At 60.5% G+C, this 15,249-nt stretch carries 13 protein-coding genes; 3 read left to right on the forward strand and 10 right to left on the reverse strand.

The window, feature by feature from the left end; translation table 11 throughout:
* Nucleotides 1-3: 3 nt before the first annotated feature.
* From AC6FTP_RS01620 to ribD, 8 genes are all read right to left on the reverse strand, one after another.
* Nucleotides 4-441, reverse strand: a complete 438-nt coding sequence (locus tag AC6FTP_RS01620; RefSeq protein ID WP_497205154.1) for a hypothetical protein — start codon at nucleotides 439-441, stop codon at nucleotides 4-6.
* Nucleotides 438-3,533 (reverse strand): efflux RND transporter permease subunit, encoded by a 3,096-nt coding sequence (locus AC6FTP_RS01625; RefSeq protein WP_497205155.1) that lies wholly within the window; start codon nucleotides 3,531-3,533, stop codon nucleotides 438-440. The genes AC6FTP_RS01620 and AC6FTP_RS01625 overlap by 4 nt, the downstream gene beginning before the upstream one ends.
* Nucleotides 3,534-3,537: 4 nt before the next feature.
* Nucleotides 3,538-4,641, reverse strand: a complete 1,104-nt coding sequence (locus AC6FTP_RS01630) for an efflux RND transporter periplasmic adaptor subunit (RefSeq protein WP_497205156.1) — start codon at nucleotides 4,639-4,641, stop codon at nucleotides 3,538-3,540.
* Between the two features lie 5 nt (nucleotides 4,642-4,646).
* Nucleotides 4,647-4,997 carry a DUF3147 family protein gene (locus tag AC6FTP_RS01635; protein WP_497205157.1) on the reverse strand — a complete coding sequence of 117 codons (351 nt, stop codon included), beginning with the start codon at nucleotides 4,995-4,997 and terminating at the stop codon, nucleotides 4,647-4,649.
* A gap of 11 nt (nucleotides 4,998-5,008) precedes the next feature.
* Nucleotides 5,009-6,214: a TolC family protein gene (locus AC6FTP_RS01640; RefSeq protein ID WP_497205158.1), complete on the reverse strand. Its 1,206-nt coding sequence runs from the start codon at nucleotides 6,212-6,214 to the stop codon at nucleotides 5,009-5,011.
* A gap of 71 nt (nucleotides 6,215-6,285) precedes the next feature.
* A complete protein-coding gene (locus tag AC6FTP_RS01645) occupies nucleotides 6,286-6,729 on the reverse strand; it encodes a hypothetical protein (RefSeq protein ID WP_497205159.1) in 444 nt (147 codons plus the stop codon).
* A gap of 49 nt (nucleotides 6,730-6,778) precedes the next feature.
* A complete protein-coding gene (locus AC6FTP_RS01650; protein ID WP_497205160.1) occupies nucleotides 6,779-7,315 on the reverse strand; it encodes a D-glycero-alpha-D-manno-heptose-1,7-bisphosphate 7-phosphatase in 537 nt (178 codons plus the stop codon).
* Complete coding sequence (ribD, locus tag AC6FTP_RS01655; RefSeq protein ID WP_497205161.1) at nucleotides 7,312-8,373, reverse strand: bifunctional diaminohydroxyphosphoribosylaminopyrimidine deaminase/5-amino-6-(5-phosphoribosylamino)uracil reductase RibD; 1,062 nt, start codon at nucleotides 8,371-8,373, stop codon at nucleotides 7,312-7,314. The genes AC6FTP_RS01650 and ribD overlap by 4 nt, the downstream gene beginning before the upstream one ends.
* Before the next feature lie 125 nt (nucleotides 8,374-8,498).
* Here ribD and AC6FTP_RS01660 point away from each other — a divergent pair, with 125 nt between their 5' ends.
* From AC6FTP_RS01660 to AC6FTP_RS01670, 3 genes are read left to right on the forward strand one after another with little or no spacing between them, the layout of a single operon-like run.
* Nucleotides 8,499-9,638, forward strand: coding sequence for a cysteine desulfurase family protein (locus AC6FTP_RS01660; RefSeq protein WP_497205162.1), 1,140 nt, complete (start codon nucleotides 8,499-8,501; stop codon nucleotides 9,636-9,638).
* Between the two features lie 53 nt (nucleotides 9,639-9,691).
* Nucleotides 9,692-12,517 (forward strand): PVC-type heme-binding CxxCH protein, encoded by a 2,826-nt coding sequence (locus AC6FTP_RS01665; RefSeq protein WP_497205163.1) that lies wholly within the window; start codon nucleotides 9,692-9,694, stop codon nucleotides 12,515-12,517.
* Between the two features lie 54 nt (nucleotides 12,518-12,571).
* Nucleotides 12,572-13,141, forward strand: a complete 570-nt coding sequence (locus tag AC6FTP_RS01670; RefSeq protein ID WP_497205164.1) for a golvesin C-terminal-like domain-containing protein — start codon at nucleotides 12,572-12,574, stop codon at nucleotides 13,139-13,141.
* A gap of 3 nt (nucleotides 13,142-13,144) precedes the next feature.
* Here AC6FTP_RS01670 and AC6FTP_RS01675 read toward each other — a convergent pair whose 3' ends face one another.
* Nucleotides 13,145-14,062: an amidohydrolase family protein gene (locus AC6FTP_RS01675; RefSeq protein ID WP_497205165.1), complete on the reverse strand. Its 918-nt coding sequence runs from the start codon at nucleotides 14,060-14,062 to the stop codon at nucleotides 13,145-13,147.
* Between the two features lie 13 nt (nucleotides 14,063-14,075).
* On the reverse strand, nucleotides 14,076-15,203 hold the full coding sequence (locus tag AC6FTP_RS01680) for a M20 family metallopeptidase (RefSeq protein WP_497205166.1): 1,128 nt from the start codon (nucleotides 15,201-15,203) through the stop codon (nucleotides 14,076-14,078).
* Between the last annotated feature and the right edge of the window lie 46 nt (nucleotides 15,204-15,249).

Below are 15,249 nucleotides of genomic sequence, written 5' to 3' on the forward strand. Positions count from 1 at the left end.
CAGTTACTTCTTCTCAGCTTCAGGCTCGCACTTGCAGATCCATTCCTGCGCCTTGCAGCCTTCGCAGATGGCGGTGTTGTATTCGAACCGGGCAGTGATGGCTTTTGCTTTCGCCTCGCTCTTGAACTGGAGGATCAACCACTGACCGGACTTCACGACAGGAATGACAAATCCCTTGGCATCCTTTTCGACGGCTAGCTTGGTCGGGCTTTCACGGTCGCCAGTGATGGCGGTAAGTGTTTGTTCGGCCATGGCGACGGGCTTCATGTCCTTGTCGAGCAGGGCGATGTGGAACTTGTCGTCTTTGACGAGGACTTCGCCGTGCATGGTTTCGTTTTTGCTGAACTCGACGATGCGTCCGCCGTTTGGGCCGCGTTCGACACCTTCATGAGCGAAGGTCAGGGTGGAGATGAGAGTGAGGAGGAGCAGTTTGGTTTTCATGGGTGGGGGTGGGTTTGGATGGACTTTAACGCGGCCTTGCGGCCAAAGAGGTAGAACACGGCAGGCGTGACCATGAGGTCGAGCAGGGTGCTGCTGACGAGTCCGCCGACGATGACGACGGCCACAGGATGCAGGATTTCTTTGCCGGGCTCATGGGCGGCGAGCAGCAGTGGAATCAAGGCGATGCCAGCGGCCAGCGCGGTCATCAGCACGGGCACGAGTCGCTCCAGGGTGCCGCGCACGATCATCTTTTGGCTGAAGCTTTCGCCCTCGTGCCTCATCAGATGAAGGTAATGACTGATCATCATGATGCCGTTGCGTGCGGCGACTCCGCCCACGGCGATGAAGCCAACGATGGTGGCGATGCTGATGTTGTTGATGAGCAGCCAGGTGAGGCCAAGACCGCCCATGAGCGCGAGCGGGATGTTCAGCATGACTTGCAGGGCCAGTGAGAGACTGCGGAAATAGCTGTAAAGCAGCACGGTGATGGCGATCAGCACGAGGGCGAAATAGAACGCGATGCGCTTCGCCGCTGCCTGCTGCGCCTGAAACTCGCCTTCGAAGCGGAGGAAGTAGCCTTCAGGCAGCTTCACCTTTTCCTTCACGGCAGCGTCCCACTGCTGCACGAGCGATTCGAGATCGCGCTCGCTCGTGTTGGCAGCGATGACGATGCGGCGCTGGGCGTTTTCACGATTGATGACGTTCGGTCCTTTGCCTTCCCGGATGTCGGCGACGAGCCGCAAAGGGATGCGCTGCTTGGTGTTAGTCTCGATGAGGAGATCGCCAAGCTTCTCGGGTGAATCACGCCAGCTTTCCGGCAGGCGCATGACGAGATCGAAGCTGCGCTGACCTTCGCGGAGTTCAGCCAAGGTCTTGCCACCGAGCAGAGTCGAGACTTGTTCATTGAGTGTTCCTGGCTGCACTCCATAGGCGACAGCGCGGTCGCGGTTTACTTCGATCTTTATTTGTGGGATCGGCACCTGCGCTTCGAGGTTCACATCGGTCAAACCAGGGATCGTTTTCGCAAGGTCGCGGACCTGCGCACCTTTCTCGCGCAGCACGTCGAGATCAGGACCGAAGATCTTCACGGCGATCTTGGCCGAGACGCCACTGAGCATGTGACTGAGCCGATGGCTGATGGGTTGGCCGACATTGACGAAGGTGCCGGGGATGCCCTGGAGCTTCGTGCGAATGTCGGCAAAGACGACATCGCGCGGCCTGCCCGTTTCGTGGAACTCCACATCAAATTCATTCACGCTAACGGGCATGACGTGATCGTCCTTTTCAGCACGTCCAGCACGGCGGCCAACGCTTTTGACTTCGTCGATGCTTTGCAGCAAACGAACGCCGACCTCACCGATCTCGTTGGATTGAGCGAGCGATGTCCCCGGCGCGTTGACCAGAGAGATGGTGGCGCTGCCTTCATTAAAAGCGGGCAGGAATTCCTTCCCCATCATCGGGTAAAGCATGAGCGAGACGATGAGCAACATGCCTGCGAGTGCGATGACAAGCATCGGTGTGCCGAGCGCGAAACGCAGGAATGTGTGACGAACGATGAACTTCATACCTCGCACGATGAAGCCATCGCCATGACTGCCTTTCGAGGGCTTGAGCAGCAGTGAGCACAGCACAGGGATGACGGTGAGACTCACGACAAATGACGCCGCCATGCTGGTGATCGTGGCGATGGCGATGGGGTTGAAGAGGCGACCTTCGATGCCTTCCAACCCTAGCAATGGCAGGAAGACGAGAATGATGAGAATCGTAGCGTAAAGGATGGAGTTTCTCACCTCGCCGGAAGCAGAGGCGATGACCTCCAGCATGGGTTTGTCGGGGTTTTCTCGAAGGCGGCGGAAGACGTTTTCCACATCTACGATCGCATCATCCACCACCATGCCGATGGCGACGGCGAGTCCGCCGAGGGTCATCGAGTTTACGCTGACGCCGAAGAACTTGAAGGTGAGGATCGTGACCGCGAACGACAGCGGCATGGCTGTGAGCGTGATGGCTGTGGTGCGGAAGTTTAGCAGGAAGAGGAACAGGATGATCGTCACCATGATCGCGCCATCGCGAATGGCTTCTTTAAGATTGCCGATGGCGTGCTCGATGAAGTCGCCCTGGCGGAACATGATCTCAGCGGTGACTCCGGCGGGCAGTGTGGGGCGCAGTTCTTCGAGAGCCGTTTCGATCGGCGCGGTAAGCTTCAGCGTGTCAAAGCCGGGCGCTTTGTCGATGCTGAGCACCACTCCCATCTGTCCATTCACGCTGGCATCGCCGCGCATGGTTTGCACGGCGTGTCTCACCTCCGCGACATCGCGGATGAGCACGGCGCGGTTGCCGACCGTCTTGATCACGCTGCCAGCGATGTCTTCCAGCGATGTCGTCATGGCGAGATTGCGCACCATGATCTCGCGCGGGCCGGCTTGCAGATAACCACTCGTTGCATTGCCAGCCGCCTTGCTCACGGCAGCTTCGATTTCTTCAAAGGTGACCCCAAAGGCGGCGAGACGATTCGGATCTGGCTGCACTTGGATCTGCTTCACCCCACCACCGATGGTCAGCACCTCGGCCACTCCACCGATGCTTTGCAGGCGACGGCGAATGGTCCAATCAGCGAGCGTGCGGAGATCCATCGGCGCGATTTTGCCATCGGTGCTGCGCAGCCCGACGAGGAGGATCTCGCCCATCAGAGATGACACCGGCGTCATGCCTGGCTTGGCACCGGCCGGCAGTGTGTTCAGCACGGATTGCATGCGCTCCTGCACCAGTTGTCGTGCGCGGTAGATGTCCGTGCCCCAGCCAAACTCGGCAAAGACGAGCGAGAGGCCGACATCAGAATTCGAGCGGAGTCGATCAAGCCCGCCGACACCTTGCACGGCGCTTTCAAGAGGCTGTGTGACGAGCGTCTCGACTTCCTCAGGAGCAAGGCCGGGTGCTTCGGTCAAGATGGTGACCGTGGGCTTCGTCATGTCTGGCAACACCTCGACAGGCAATTGCGTGAGTGTTTGCCACCCAAACAGCAGCACCATCAGCGCCGTCATGAGAATGAGCGGACGATGATGCAGGGAAAAGCGGATGAGCTTGTTCAGCATTGGATCAAGCGTTGGCGGTTCTCCGGCCCATCACGAGGGAGAGGATCAGCAGCACCAGCAGCAATCCGCTCGTGCCTGCGAAGAACGTGGTGAGCTGCGACCAGCCGACGCCTTCCTCATGGTCGTGATCGTGGTCATCATGACCTCCGGCAGCGGCGATTTGTTCCTTGGTCATCTCGGTGCCGTCTTCGTTGTGCGGATGGCCGTGCGCGGCATCCATGGCGTCCTTGAGACTGACGCTGCCTTTGCCAGCAAAGGAGAGCGCGTAGGCTCCGCGCGTGACGACTTCATCGCCGGGCAGGAGACCTTTGAGGACTTCCACGTTTTGATCGTTTTGCTCGCCAAGTTGGACGGGGACTTTGGCAAAGGCGTTGTCGAGTTCGTAGTCCTTCACGAGCACGAATCGGAAAGCCGCATCGCCTTGAACAGCAGCGCGTGGGATGGTGGTCACGCCTTCGCGTTTGGAGACGATGATGTGGAACTCAGCACGAAGGCCGGGACGCAACAGCAGGTCTTCATTGGGAAGATGGAAGGCGGCTTCCACTGTGCCTTGCTCGCGATCCGCATAGGCTCCGAGATGGGCGAGCTTGGCTTCCACGACTTTGTCAGGCTGCGTGGCGATGCGGATGCGGGCGATTTGACCGAGGGCGAGTTTACCCGCGAGATGTTGGGGCACATGAGCGCTGGCTTCGACGGTGTTCAGATCGACGATTTCCATCAGCACCTGATCAGGATGAATGGGCTGGCCGACTGAGATATCGACCTTTGAAACGAGGCCGCTCATCGGCGCTGGCAGCATGATGGTCGGCGGTGGATCACCTGGCTGGCGACTCTCCACCCACATGAGTTCGTCGCCCTCCTCCACCTGCTGATGCGGGAGTGCGAGCACGGAGAAAGCGCGGCCAGGAATGCGGCTGCTGACCACGGCACGTTTGCCAGGCAGGACTTCGATCTCGCCGAGAGCGAAGACGGTTTGCTCAAAGCTGCCTTCCTCGGTTTCGACCGTTTCGATGCCGAGGTTTTTGACGCTGGTGGCATCCAGGATGATGCGCTCGGGCTCGGCGGCGAGACACGAGAGAGAGATGAAAAGGAAAAGGGGAAAACGCATGAGAATCAGAGTTCGACGCCAGCCATCTTGAGCAGGCGCATGGTGAGAGCGTAGAGGGCGACGGTGAGGATGATGCCCGTGCCAAGCGCAGGCCAGAAGCCGCCGAGCTTCTTGATGAGCCAGGGCATCATGATGAACATTGGTAGTGTGGGAAGGACGAACCAAAAGGTGCCGAAGGCGTGCCGCCCGATGAGAGAAGAGTCCTTCGTTTCCACATACAGCCAGATGAAGGCAAGCAACGAAGTTAGCGGCAGTGAATGAATGATGCTGGCGGCAGAGTTGTTCCGCTTCGCGATCTCGGTGACAGCGACGATGACGCCCGCGCTGAGGAAAAGTTTGAGGAGGTAGTAGGTCATGATTTGTCTGTTTAAGGTTTACCGACAGCCGCTTCATAACGAATGCGGGCGAGGTGGAAGTCACGGGCGGCATCGAGAGCACCGGACTCGAGTTCGAGGCGTTGATCGCGGGCACGCAGCACGGTGAGGAGGTCGGTTTGGCCTGCTTCATAGGCTTTTTCGAGCTTGTGAGTTTGCTCGAGGACGAGCGGGAGGAATTGATCCCTTGTCTCGCGGAGCAGGGCCGCATTGGCTTCCATTTCGCGGCGAGCAGTGTCGGCTTCACTGGTGATCTGAGAAGCAAGCGCGTCTTTCTCCAAACGTGCTCGCTCGGCACTCGCGGCCTTCTCGGCGATCTCGCCTTGGTTGCGATTCCACAGCGGCAGCGGGATGGAGAAGCGGAAGCCGACGAAGCCGGTGCGCTCGGTGTTTCGCGGAGTCACGTCCTGCTGCTCGCGCGCAGCGAAGAAGCCCGCGCTCATGTCCTGCCAGCGCTTGGCTTTGGCGAGCTCGGCTTCGGTTTGAGCGGCTTCGGTTCGTGTTTGGGCGAGTTGGTAATCGGGGCGTTTTTGCCAGGCGGTGGACTCCGGCAGACGAGTGGCGGTGAGGTTGCCCGTGAGAGCAAGTGAGTCCTTTGTGGCGATGCCGAGCATGGGTTTCAGAGCGCCACGCAGGCCGAGGGTTTCGGCTTCCATCTTGCGCGTCTCCAGCAGCAGTCGTTGGAGATCCACCTGCGCTTGCGCGGCATCGAGAGCAGAGACTTCACCGGCTGCGGCGCGCTCTTTGGCAAAGGTGGAGAGCTTCCGAGCCAGCTCCATTTGCTGGCGATGAAGCACGAGATGCTGATCAAGTGCGAGGAGTTTGACGGCGAGCGTTTTTGCCTCGGCGATGTAGCGACGCTCGACATCCTTCACTTCGAGTTCAGCGGCCTGCACGAGCTGTGCGGAAAGCTTTTTCTCCAGAGATAGTCGTTTCGTGACTGGAAAGGCCTGATCGAGTGAGAAGACGGTGCTGCGTGGACTGACACGGCTTTCGTTTTGGAAGCTCGTCTCCAGTGTCGGATTCGATAGCCGACCCGCGCCGAGCTGACGCCCACGAGCCTCTTCGACGACCATGCGTGCGGCTTTGAGAGAGGGATGTTGCTGTCGCACACGCTCCCCGATGGCGGAGAGATCGAGTGTGAGTGCTGAGGCGCTGGTGCTGAGGAATGCGAGAAAGAGAGAGGTTCGAAGAGGCATGAACGGGCAGGGTTTGAGATGAATACAGGCAGGTGGTGCCGTCATCGTGGACGACATCTGTCAGCCTCATCTCAAATCCGCATTGCCACCGAGCGTGTCAGCACGCGGGGCCATCTTCGATGCAGCTCCGCAAGTCGTGGCGGAGGTGTGGGTGAAAGCATCGCTGGCTGGGCCAGATCGAAACCGGTCACAAAGTCCGGCAGGATAAAAAGGGCGAGCACCGGCGCTGAAGTCGCCACCGAAGTGCTGGCGATGGTGCGGGCCTGAACTGTGTCCTTCACGGGCTCGTGCTCGTGCGTTTCTTCATCGTCTTCCTGGTGATCTTCCTGGGAGTGCGATGTCGATTCATCTTCGTGGCAGCAGTGGCTGCTGTCGCCATGGCAATGGTCCGAAGCGCTGATCTGCGCGATGCCGTGGCAGTCACAAAGGTAGCCACGCATGATGCCAAACACCTGCGCCCAACCCAGCGCGAGAAGCGCGAAGGCAATGAGCATGGGGTGAGGGCGGCGGAACATGGAGTGATAGTGGACGGGTGGCCTTTGAGTCGTCAACGGCCATTTTCATTCAAACTAACAACTGCGCCAGCAGCGCAGCGAGGCCGGTGGTGTCGGGCAAAGTGTGAGTGGCCGTGACTCGATGCGGGTTCTCGCTCTCGATTCGGATGGTCACGGGAACTCCAGCGCTCGTACCCATCTCAATGTCGCGGTCGGCATCACCCACGAGCAGGCTTTGATGCAAATCCAGATCATGCTCGATGGCTGCACAGACGAGCATCGCCGGGCTGGGTTTGCGGCAGCGGCAGCCGGGATCAGCCTTGAGACAAGTGCAGGCGTAGATGCTGTCAAACTCGGCTCCGTGAGCTCTCAGATGAGCCTGCATGTTGGCATGGATGAGGTCGAGATCAGCCTGCGACATGAGCTTTTTGCCGACGCCCTGCTGGCTGGTGGCGAGCACGGTGGCATAGCCACGAGCACGACACAGCGCGAGTGCCTCGACGATGCCGGGCGAGAAATGGAAGTCTTCCCACCTCAGCACATAGCCGGGGCCGGGGGTGAGATTCACCACGCCATCACGATCAAAGAATACGGCGCGGCGACTCATGATTGAGCAGGTGTGGGTTTCGGCCAGACGGGATGGCCTGTGATGCAGACGTTGTCACCCAGCGGCAGGATGTTGACGTGATCGATTTGCACGGACTGTTCCAGTGGTAGTCCGCCGATGGCAGGAAGCCCTGCACTGCCGCAGATGCGCGGGGCTACGTACCAGACGATCTCATCCACAGCCTGAGCGGCGAAGGCTTGGCCGAGAACATCTGCTCCACCTTCGATGAGCACAGTCACGATGCCGCGTCGGGCTAGCTCTTGGAGCACTTCGATGAAGCCAAGATCACGAAGCACCCAGGTTCGGTGTTTGTGCTCGTCCGTGAAGACCAATGAGGACTCAGGCAGGTCACCCGAACGTGTGAGGATGACCCTGTGAGGCTGCTCTTTCAATCCTGGTGCGCCTTCGCGGGTGGTGAGCTGGGGATTGTCCGCTCGGATGGTACCAGCTCCGACGATGATGGCATCGACGCGAGCACGCAATCGACGCCCATGAGCGCGTGCGGACTCACTGGTGATCCATGGACCTTCACCCGCAGGGCGCGTGATGCGGCCATCGAGACTCTGGCCGACTTTGGCGATGACATAGGGCAGGCTCGTCGTGACCCATTTGGAAAAAGGGCGAATCAGCTCACGACACTCATCCATCAGGACTCCGGTAGTCACGGAGATGCCTGCGGAGGTAAGGATCTCCTGAGCACGACCTGCGTGACGCGGGTTCGGATCCATGGCACCCCAGACGACTCGTTTAATACCAGCGGCCTTGATCGCTTCTGTGCAGGGACCGGTGCGACCTTGGGTGCAGCAGGGCTCCAGCGTGACAAAGAGCGTTGACCCGGGCAGCAGCTTCGGGTTGTAAGTCTGCGCATCACGGATGGCTTCGATCTCAGCGTGTGGGCCACCAGCCTTATGATGGTAGCCCTGGCCGATGGCCTTCCCATGATGGACGATGACCGCACCGACGGGCGGATTCGGACTCGTCAGGCCCAGCCCGCGCTTCGCTTGATCGAGCGCGAGATGCATCCAGCGAGCGTCGGGTTCTTGTGGTGCTGTAGCCATGAGGGCGTGCCTTTAAGAGGTTCAGCTTCAAGAAACAAGCAGACATTTGGCTAACACCTCACCTCCCAGCAGATTCATGATCGCCGCAACTTTCCTGCGGGTCCTGGCCATGCTAAGGGCCTCCCATGCCCCCTTACTTCGACCACAATGCCACGACGCAACTGCATCCTGCTGCGCGTGAGGCCTGGCTTCGGGCGAGCGAGAAGCACTGGCACAATCCCTCGAGTCTTTACCGCGAGGCCGGTTTCACCAGTCAGGCGATGGAATCCGCGCGCGAACGCCTTGGCGATCTTCTTGGTGTCGAGCCGGAGCGCATCGTCTTCACCTCGGGGGCGACGGAGTCGAATAACACGCTCTTTGCCGGGCTGGCGAAATGCTTGCCGCCCGATGCCTGCGTGGCCATCTCCGCCATCGAGCATCCCAGCGTGCGCGAGGCGGCACGGGCCTGGCTCGGCCGCGCGCGAGTCATCGAGATCCCGGTTGATGCCGAAGGTGTGGTGCAGCCGGATGCTTTGAAAAACGTGCTCGTCGCGCAGCAGCCCGCGCTCGTCTCCGTGATGGCGGCGAACAACGAAAGCGGCGTGCTCCAGCTCTGGCCCGAGCTTTTGAAACTATGCCGAGAACATGGAGCTCGCTTCCACTCCGATGCCGCGCAGTGGGTGGGCAAGCTGGATGCCACGGCGCTTGGCACTTGCGATTACCTCACCGGCAGTGCTCACAAGTTCGGTGGGCCGAAGGGCATCGGCTTCCTGGTGCTGGCGGATGAAGCGGAAGCCTTCCCCTTGCTCCACGGCGGCCCGCAGGAAAACAGTCGCCGAGCCGGCACGGAGAACTATCCCGCCATCGAAGCGATGGTCACCGCACTCGAAGGCATCACTCCACGGCTCGCTGAAGTGCAGCGCGTGCAGACCGCTTTTCGCGATGCCTTTGCCGAGCAGATGAAGCGCAACTTTCCCGGCCTGAGGGTGATCAGCGAAGGCGCGCCTCGACTCTGGAACACGGTGCTCATGGTCATGCCACTGCACTCGAATTTGAAATGGCTCACGCGCCTCAGTCGTGTGGGCTTTGCCATCTCCACGGGCTCAGCTTGTAGCTCGGGGAAGGAAGGATCATCCGTCGTCGTGCAGGCGCTCGGCGCGGATTGGGAGGAGCTGCGCCGTGTGGTGCGTGTGAGCAGCGGCTGGGACACGACCGAGGCTGACTGGGCGGCGCTGGCGGAGGCTTTTGCCGAAGTGTCCCGAGGTTTGGATACACCTCAGGCGTAACTTTTCCAGCCAAGGCTTGCCGCTAAGGCCCGTCTTCCTCCATGATGCACGGCATGATCCGCTGGCTCGTTCCCTTTTCCATTCTCACCGTCCTCCACGCCGCTGAGCCCGACACGCGTCTCGTCCGCGAGACCGTCGCACTCACGCCGGAGCAGGAACGAGCCGCTCTGCATGTGCCGCCGGGCTTTGAGGTCCAGCTCTTCGCCAGTGAGCCAATGATCAACAAGCCGATCAACATGGCCTTCGATGCGCGTGGTCGGCTTTGGGTTTCCTCCACTGTTGAGTACCCTTATGCCGCTGACAAATCCCGCTGGCCCGACGCGCTGGGAACTCATGTCAAAGATAGCCGCGATGCCATCAAGATCCTGGAAGACACCGATGGCGATGGTAAAGCCGATAAAGTCACCGACTTCGCCGACGGCCTGAACATCCCGACCGGCGTGCAGCCCTGGCACAAGCCCGAGCACAAAGCCGGCTGCATCGCCTGGAGCATCCCGAACATCTGGTATTACGCCGACACGGATGGCGACGACAAAGCCGATGTCCGTGAAGTGATCTTCGGCCCCCTCGGTTTTGAAAAAGACACCCACGGCATGTGCAGCAGCTTCCGGTTAGGGCTGGATGGCTGGGTGTATGCGACGCATGGGTTCAATAACACCAGCCACTTCAAAGCGAAGGACGGCAGCACGCTCGATCTCCACAGCGGCAATGTTTTCCGCTTTCGGCCTGATGGCTCGCGTGTCGAACCCTGGACTCACGGTCAGGTGAATCCCTTCGGCCTCTGCTGGGATCGCTACGGCAATCTCTACAGCGCCGACTGCCACAGCTCGCCGATCTACCAGCTCATTCGCGGCGCGCATTACCCGAGCTTTGGCAAACCGCACGACGGTCTCGGCTTCGCGCCCGTCATGTGCCAGCACACGCATGGCAGCACCGGTATCTGCGGCATCGTTTATATCGATGGCGGCGTCTGGGGCCCCGAGTGGGACGATCACACCTTCGTCGGCAACGTCGTCACCTCGAAGGTGAACCACGACCACGTCACCTTCACCGGCAGCACCCCGAAGGCGAACGAGCGACCCGACTTCCTCACTAGCGACGACCCCTGGTTCCGCCCCGTCGATCTCCAACTCGGCCCCGACAGCGCCCTCTACATCGCCGATTTCTACAACAAGATCATCGGCCACTACGAAGTGCCGCTGGAGCATCCGGGACGTGACAAGGAACGCGGGAGGATCTGGCGGGTGGTGAAGAGTTCAGGCACCTTCAAGCGTCAGCCTGTTCCGCGATTGGAAGTCTCTGACTGGCGTGCTGCTTTGGAAAGTAAGTCAGCCTTCACGCAGCGAGCCGCCATCTCGAATCTCCAAGACAAACCCGTGCTGGATGCTCTGCCTGTTTTGCTTTCCGAAGCACAAGCAACGCCAACGGATGACATCAGTCTCCAACTCGCGTTTCGCATCGCCATTCGTGATCACCTCAAACTCAAAGGTGCGTTCGAGCACATCACTTCCACTACCGACGACCTTGTCTCACAAATCGCCATCGCCGTTCCCACAGCAGAGGCCGCTGCTTTCCTGCTCCGGCGTTTGGAGGGCGGCTCAGAAGTCTCGGCAGCCACATTCACTCACATCGCGCGCTTTGCCGACGCAGCGCAGTTGCCCCAAGTCGTTCGTTTGGCCAAAGCCCGTTCACGTGCTGCCATCCAGTATCTCCAAGCCATCTCCGACGGTCTCAGCGAGCGCGGCATTCCGCCACCGCCGGAGTTGCTCACTTGGGCGCAGACGTTGGCGGAGGAGATGCTTGTGGCGAGTGCGAAGAAGCCGGAGCCTGTGTGGACGCTGGTGCCTTCGGCAAAGGCACCGGTTTGGACGCTCAAGATGCGCAAGTGTGCGGACGGCACGGAGGCGCAGGTGCTCCAGAGCATGAGCAGTGGTGGTGAGGAAGAGAGCCGCACGGGCATCCTCCGATCCAAAGACTTCCCGGCTCCGGCGAAGCTCGCGCTTTGGATCAATGGGCATCGCGGTTTCCCGAAAGCAGAGGCACATGACAAGAACCTTGTACGCGTCGTCGAGGCGAAGTCGGGCGAGACACTCGCCAGTGCCTTCCCGCCGCGTGATGATGTCTGCCAGCGAGTCGAACTCGATCTCGCGAAGCATGTCGGCAAAGCCGTGCGGCTGGAGATCGTGGATGACGATGATGGCAAGGCCTATGCCTGGCTCGGCATCACGCGTATTGAGCCTGCGCTGGTCATTGTGAGTGATTTCCAAAGTGAAGACACAACGCGCGAGGCCTTGAAGCAGCTCGCCCTCATGCTCCAGCACAGCGCGCCTGCGGCCTTGCGGGAAAAGCTGGCTGCTTATCTGCCTCCACGTCCTGCGCCACCACCGCTTCCTGTTTCACCCGAGCAACGGAAGCAGCTCGACACGCTCATCGCCAGCCGCGTCGCCGCCTTTGCCAAAGCCAAACCTGACCTCGAAGTCGGGTCCAACGTCTTCAAGATGAACTGCGCCGCCTGCCATCAGATCAAAGGCGAAGGCGGCCTCATCGGCCCGCAGCTCGACGGCATCGGCGCACGCGGCCCCGAGCGACTCTGCGAGGACATCCTCGACCCGAACCGCAACGTCGATGCCCACTTCCATGTCCACACGTTGACGATGAAGGACGGCAGCAACTTCGCCGGCTTCCTGAAAGCCGAACTCGGCCAGATTTACCTCCTCGCCGATGCCGCAGGCAAAGAGCACCGCATCTCGAAGAAGGACATCCAGAAGACCGAGGTCAGCCCCATCTCGCTGATGCCGCCGACGTTTGGTCAGACGCTGGATGAAGCCACCTTCCATGATTTGCTCGGCTACCTGCTGAACGAAAAGGCGGGGAAGTGACGAAGTCTCGGTAGTTCCCGTTTGCAGCAGGGCTTCCGATGTCCACGGTTCCTCATGCGTTTGCTCCTCATTCTCCTCACCGCAGCCATAGCAGCCGAGCCGTTAAAACCGCACCCCAAAGCCACTGCGAACATCCATGCGCCGGGTGAGGTGGACCGACCGGAGATGGTGAAGTTCATCGTGAGTGATCCGGCCTCCTTGCCAGGCATCGTGGTGGATGAAACAGCGGCGGACCTGGTGGGCGAGTGGCAGTATTCCACGCATACGCCGCCCTATGTCGGGCTCGGTTATCTGCATGACATGAAGTCGGGGAAGGGGAGTAAGTCGGTGACCTTCACGCCGGAGCTGCCAAAGGCCGGATGGTATGAAGTGCGGCTGGCGCATTGCTACAATGTGCGGCGCTCCACGAAGACTCCGGTGACGATTCATCATGCAGATGGCGAGACGACGGTGCGGATCAATCAGCAGGAGGAGCCTGCGCATGGCCGACTCTTCCGCACGCTTGGGATGTTTCGTTTTGAAGCGGGTCGCGTGGGATGGGTGCGAGTGTCCAATGAAGGCACGGAGGCCGACAAGGTGGTGATCGCTGATGCGGTGCAGTTCCTGCCCGTGGCGGAAAAGTGAACCTTAACTGAAAAACACGCGCTCCGCCGTGCCGTGCAGCATCGCGGCTTTTTCACTGGCGGTGAGGAAGTCGAGGCGGTCGCGGACGAGGGCGATGGAGTCGTGGTAGTTGTGACCGGGATCGACCTGGAAGGGGCAATCGCTTGCCCACATGAGGCGATCCGCGCCGAACTGGTCGCGGCACTCCTTGATCATGGGGCCGAGGTCCAGATATGGAGCCTGCTTTTTGCCGAGGGCGTAGAAAGCAGAGGTTTTGACCGTGACCTTCGGATACTTCGAGAGATGCAGCAGGCGATCCATCTGCGAGCGATCCGGCGGGCCTTTCATGCCGAGGCGAGCGAAGTGATCGATCACAACGGGTGTCTGCGGGTTCTTTTCGCACATCTTTGCCACGGGCCAGAGAGCCTCGGGATTGATGAGCAGGCACATGTTCAGGTTTTCATCGGCGGCGACCTTCCACATCTCCGTGATGCCGGGCGAGGCGAGCCAGCCCTCGACATCGTTGCCTTGCGGATAGAGGCGGAAACCACGCACGCCTTGGGCCTTCAGCGCCTTCATGCGGCCACGCACATCGGCGGCGGTTTCATCGATGATCGCCACACCGGAAAAGGTGCCGGGATGCGCGGCCATCATGTCGAGCATGTAGCGGTTGTCAGTCTTGTAGTAGCTCATCTGGATGAGCACGATTCGCGAGACGCCTTCCGGTTTGCAGTGGGCGAAAAGCTGCTCCGGCGTGAAGCTCGCGGGCTTCATCTGAGCCTTCGTGAAACCGGAAGCGAGAGGATACTTCTCCGTGTCAGGCGTCCACACATGCACATGCGCGTCGATGTGACCTCCGCCCGCGAGCGTGGCGCAACTGCTGACTTGCGTGCCGAGCGCGGCACTGAGGCTGGTGGTGAGAAATTGGCGGCGGTTGATCATGGTGGTGAATCGGTTACGCGAAGCTGAGAAGGAATCTTCGTTGGAACTCAAAGGCGCGCTCCACCTGATCCAGCTCGATGTATTCATCGGCGGTGTGAGCGCGGTCGATGCTGCCGGGGCCGAAGACGATGCTCGGGATGCCGGCGCGGGAGAGCTTGCTGGCATCGCAGCCGAAGGGGACACCGCAGGGCGCGGCGTTCAAACCCATGTCGTTGAGCACTCGCGTCGCCGTTTGGACCACGGCGGCATCGGCAGGTGTATCGAGCGCTTCATCGACGAGCAGCAGCGGCTCTTCGACCTCGGCGGTGATGCCATCCAGGCTTTGCAAAAGCTGCCGGTAATGCGCCACGGCATCGCTCGCGCGTTCACCGGGCAGCAGGCGTCGATCGATCTCGATGGCGCAGCGATCGGGGACGAAGTTCACCTGCACGCCACCGGTGATCACGCCGACATTGCAGGTGCCGCAGCCGACGAGCGGATGCTGTACGCTGGCCATGCGTTCGTTGTCCGCCTCAATGGCGGCGATGACGCGCGCCATGTGCGTGATGGCATTCACACCGAGGTGCGGCTTCGAGCTATGCGCCGAGCGGCCATGCACGACGATGCGGCAGCGCAGCACACCTTTCGTGGCGATGACGGCCCGCAGCTCCGTGGGCTCGGCGACGATGGCGGCATCGGCCTTCAGCCCTTCACAAAGCCGCACGACACCGCGATACGAGTACTCCTCATCCACCGCAGCGGCGAGCAGCACCTCACACGGCGGTGTGATGCCGTCTTCCTTCAGCGAGGCCAGCGCGTGCATCATCGTGGCGAGCCCGGCCTTCGTATCGCAGGAGCCGCGGCCATACATTTTGCCATCGCGAATGACCGGCTCGAAGGGCGGGATGGTCATGCCTTTCACGGAGACTGTGTCCGTGTGCGCTTCGAGCACGATGCGTCGGCTTGAATCCAGCCCCGGCAAGCGGGCGAGCACGTTTGGCCTGCCTGGAAAGACCTCCTGCTCCCAGACTTCGATGCCGCGCTGCTCAAAGAAGCGCCGCACATACTCAGCGATCTCGCCCTCGCCCGGCCCGCCTTCATAGGAGGAGTTCACGCTGTTGATGCGGACGAGATCGGCGAGGGTTTCGAGGACGGGGGACATGAAAATGGATCGCCATTCAACGTGGCGATCCATTCAGGACTTCCTT

Source organism: Prosthecobacter sp. (genome assembly GCF_044378005.1).
Classification (GTDB): Bacteria; Verrucomicrobiota; Verrucomicrobiia; order Verrucomicrobiales; family Verrucomicrobiaceae; genus Prosthecobacter.

Coding starts and splice junctions, on each gene's coding strand:
- AC6FTP_RS01670 (WP_497205164.1), top strand. CDS start 12,572: ATGCGTTTGCTCCTCATTCTCCTCACCGCAGCCATAGCAGCCGAGCCG.
- ribD (WP_497205161.1), bottom strand. CDS start 8,373: ATGGCTACAGCACCACAAGAACCCGACGCTCGCTGGATGCATCTCGCG.
- AC6FTP_RS01645 (WP_497205159.1), bottom strand. CDS start 6,729: ATGTTCCGCCGCCCTCACCCCATGCTCATTGCCTTCGCGCTTCTCGCG.
- AC6FTP_RS01680 (WP_497205166.1), bottom strand. CDS start 15,203: ATGTCCCCCGTCCTCGAAACCCTCGCCGATCTCGTCCGCATCAACAGC.
- AC6FTP_RS01650 (WP_497205160.1), bottom strand. CDS start 7,315: ATGAGTCGCCGCGCCGTATTCTTTGATCGTGATGGCGTGGTGAATCTC.
- AC6FTP_RS01675 (WP_497205165.1), bottom strand. CDS start 14,062: ATGATCAACCGCCGCCAATTTCTCACCACCAGCCTCAGTGCCGCGCTC.
- AC6FTP_RS01630 (WP_497205156.1), bottom strand. CDS start 4,641: ATGCGTTTTCCCCTTTTCCTTTTCATCTCTCTCTCGTGTCTCGCCGCC.
- AC6FTP_RS01620 (WP_497205154.1), bottom strand. CDS start 441: ATGAAAACCAAACTGCTCCTCCTCACTCTCATCTCCACCCTGACCTTC.
- AC6FTP_RS01640 (WP_497205158.1), bottom strand. CDS start 6,214: ATGCCTCTTCGAACCTCTCTCTTTCTCGCATTCCTCAGCACCAGCGCC.
- AC6FTP_RS01635 (WP_497205157.1), bottom strand. CDS start 4,997: ATGACCTACTACCTCCTCAAACTTTTCCTCAGCGCGGGCGTCATCGTC.
- AC6FTP_RS01625 (WP_497205155.1), bottom strand. CDS start 3,533: ATGCTGAACAAGCTCATCCGCTTTTCCCTGCATCATCGTCCGCTCATT.
- AC6FTP_RS01665 (WP_497205163.1), top strand. CDS start 9,692: ATGATCCGCTGGCTCGTTCCCTTTTCCATTCTCACCGTCCTCCACGCC.
- AC6FTP_RS01660 (WP_497205162.1), top strand. CDS start 8,499: ATGCCCCCTTACTTCGACCACAATGCCACGACGCAACTGCATCCTGCT.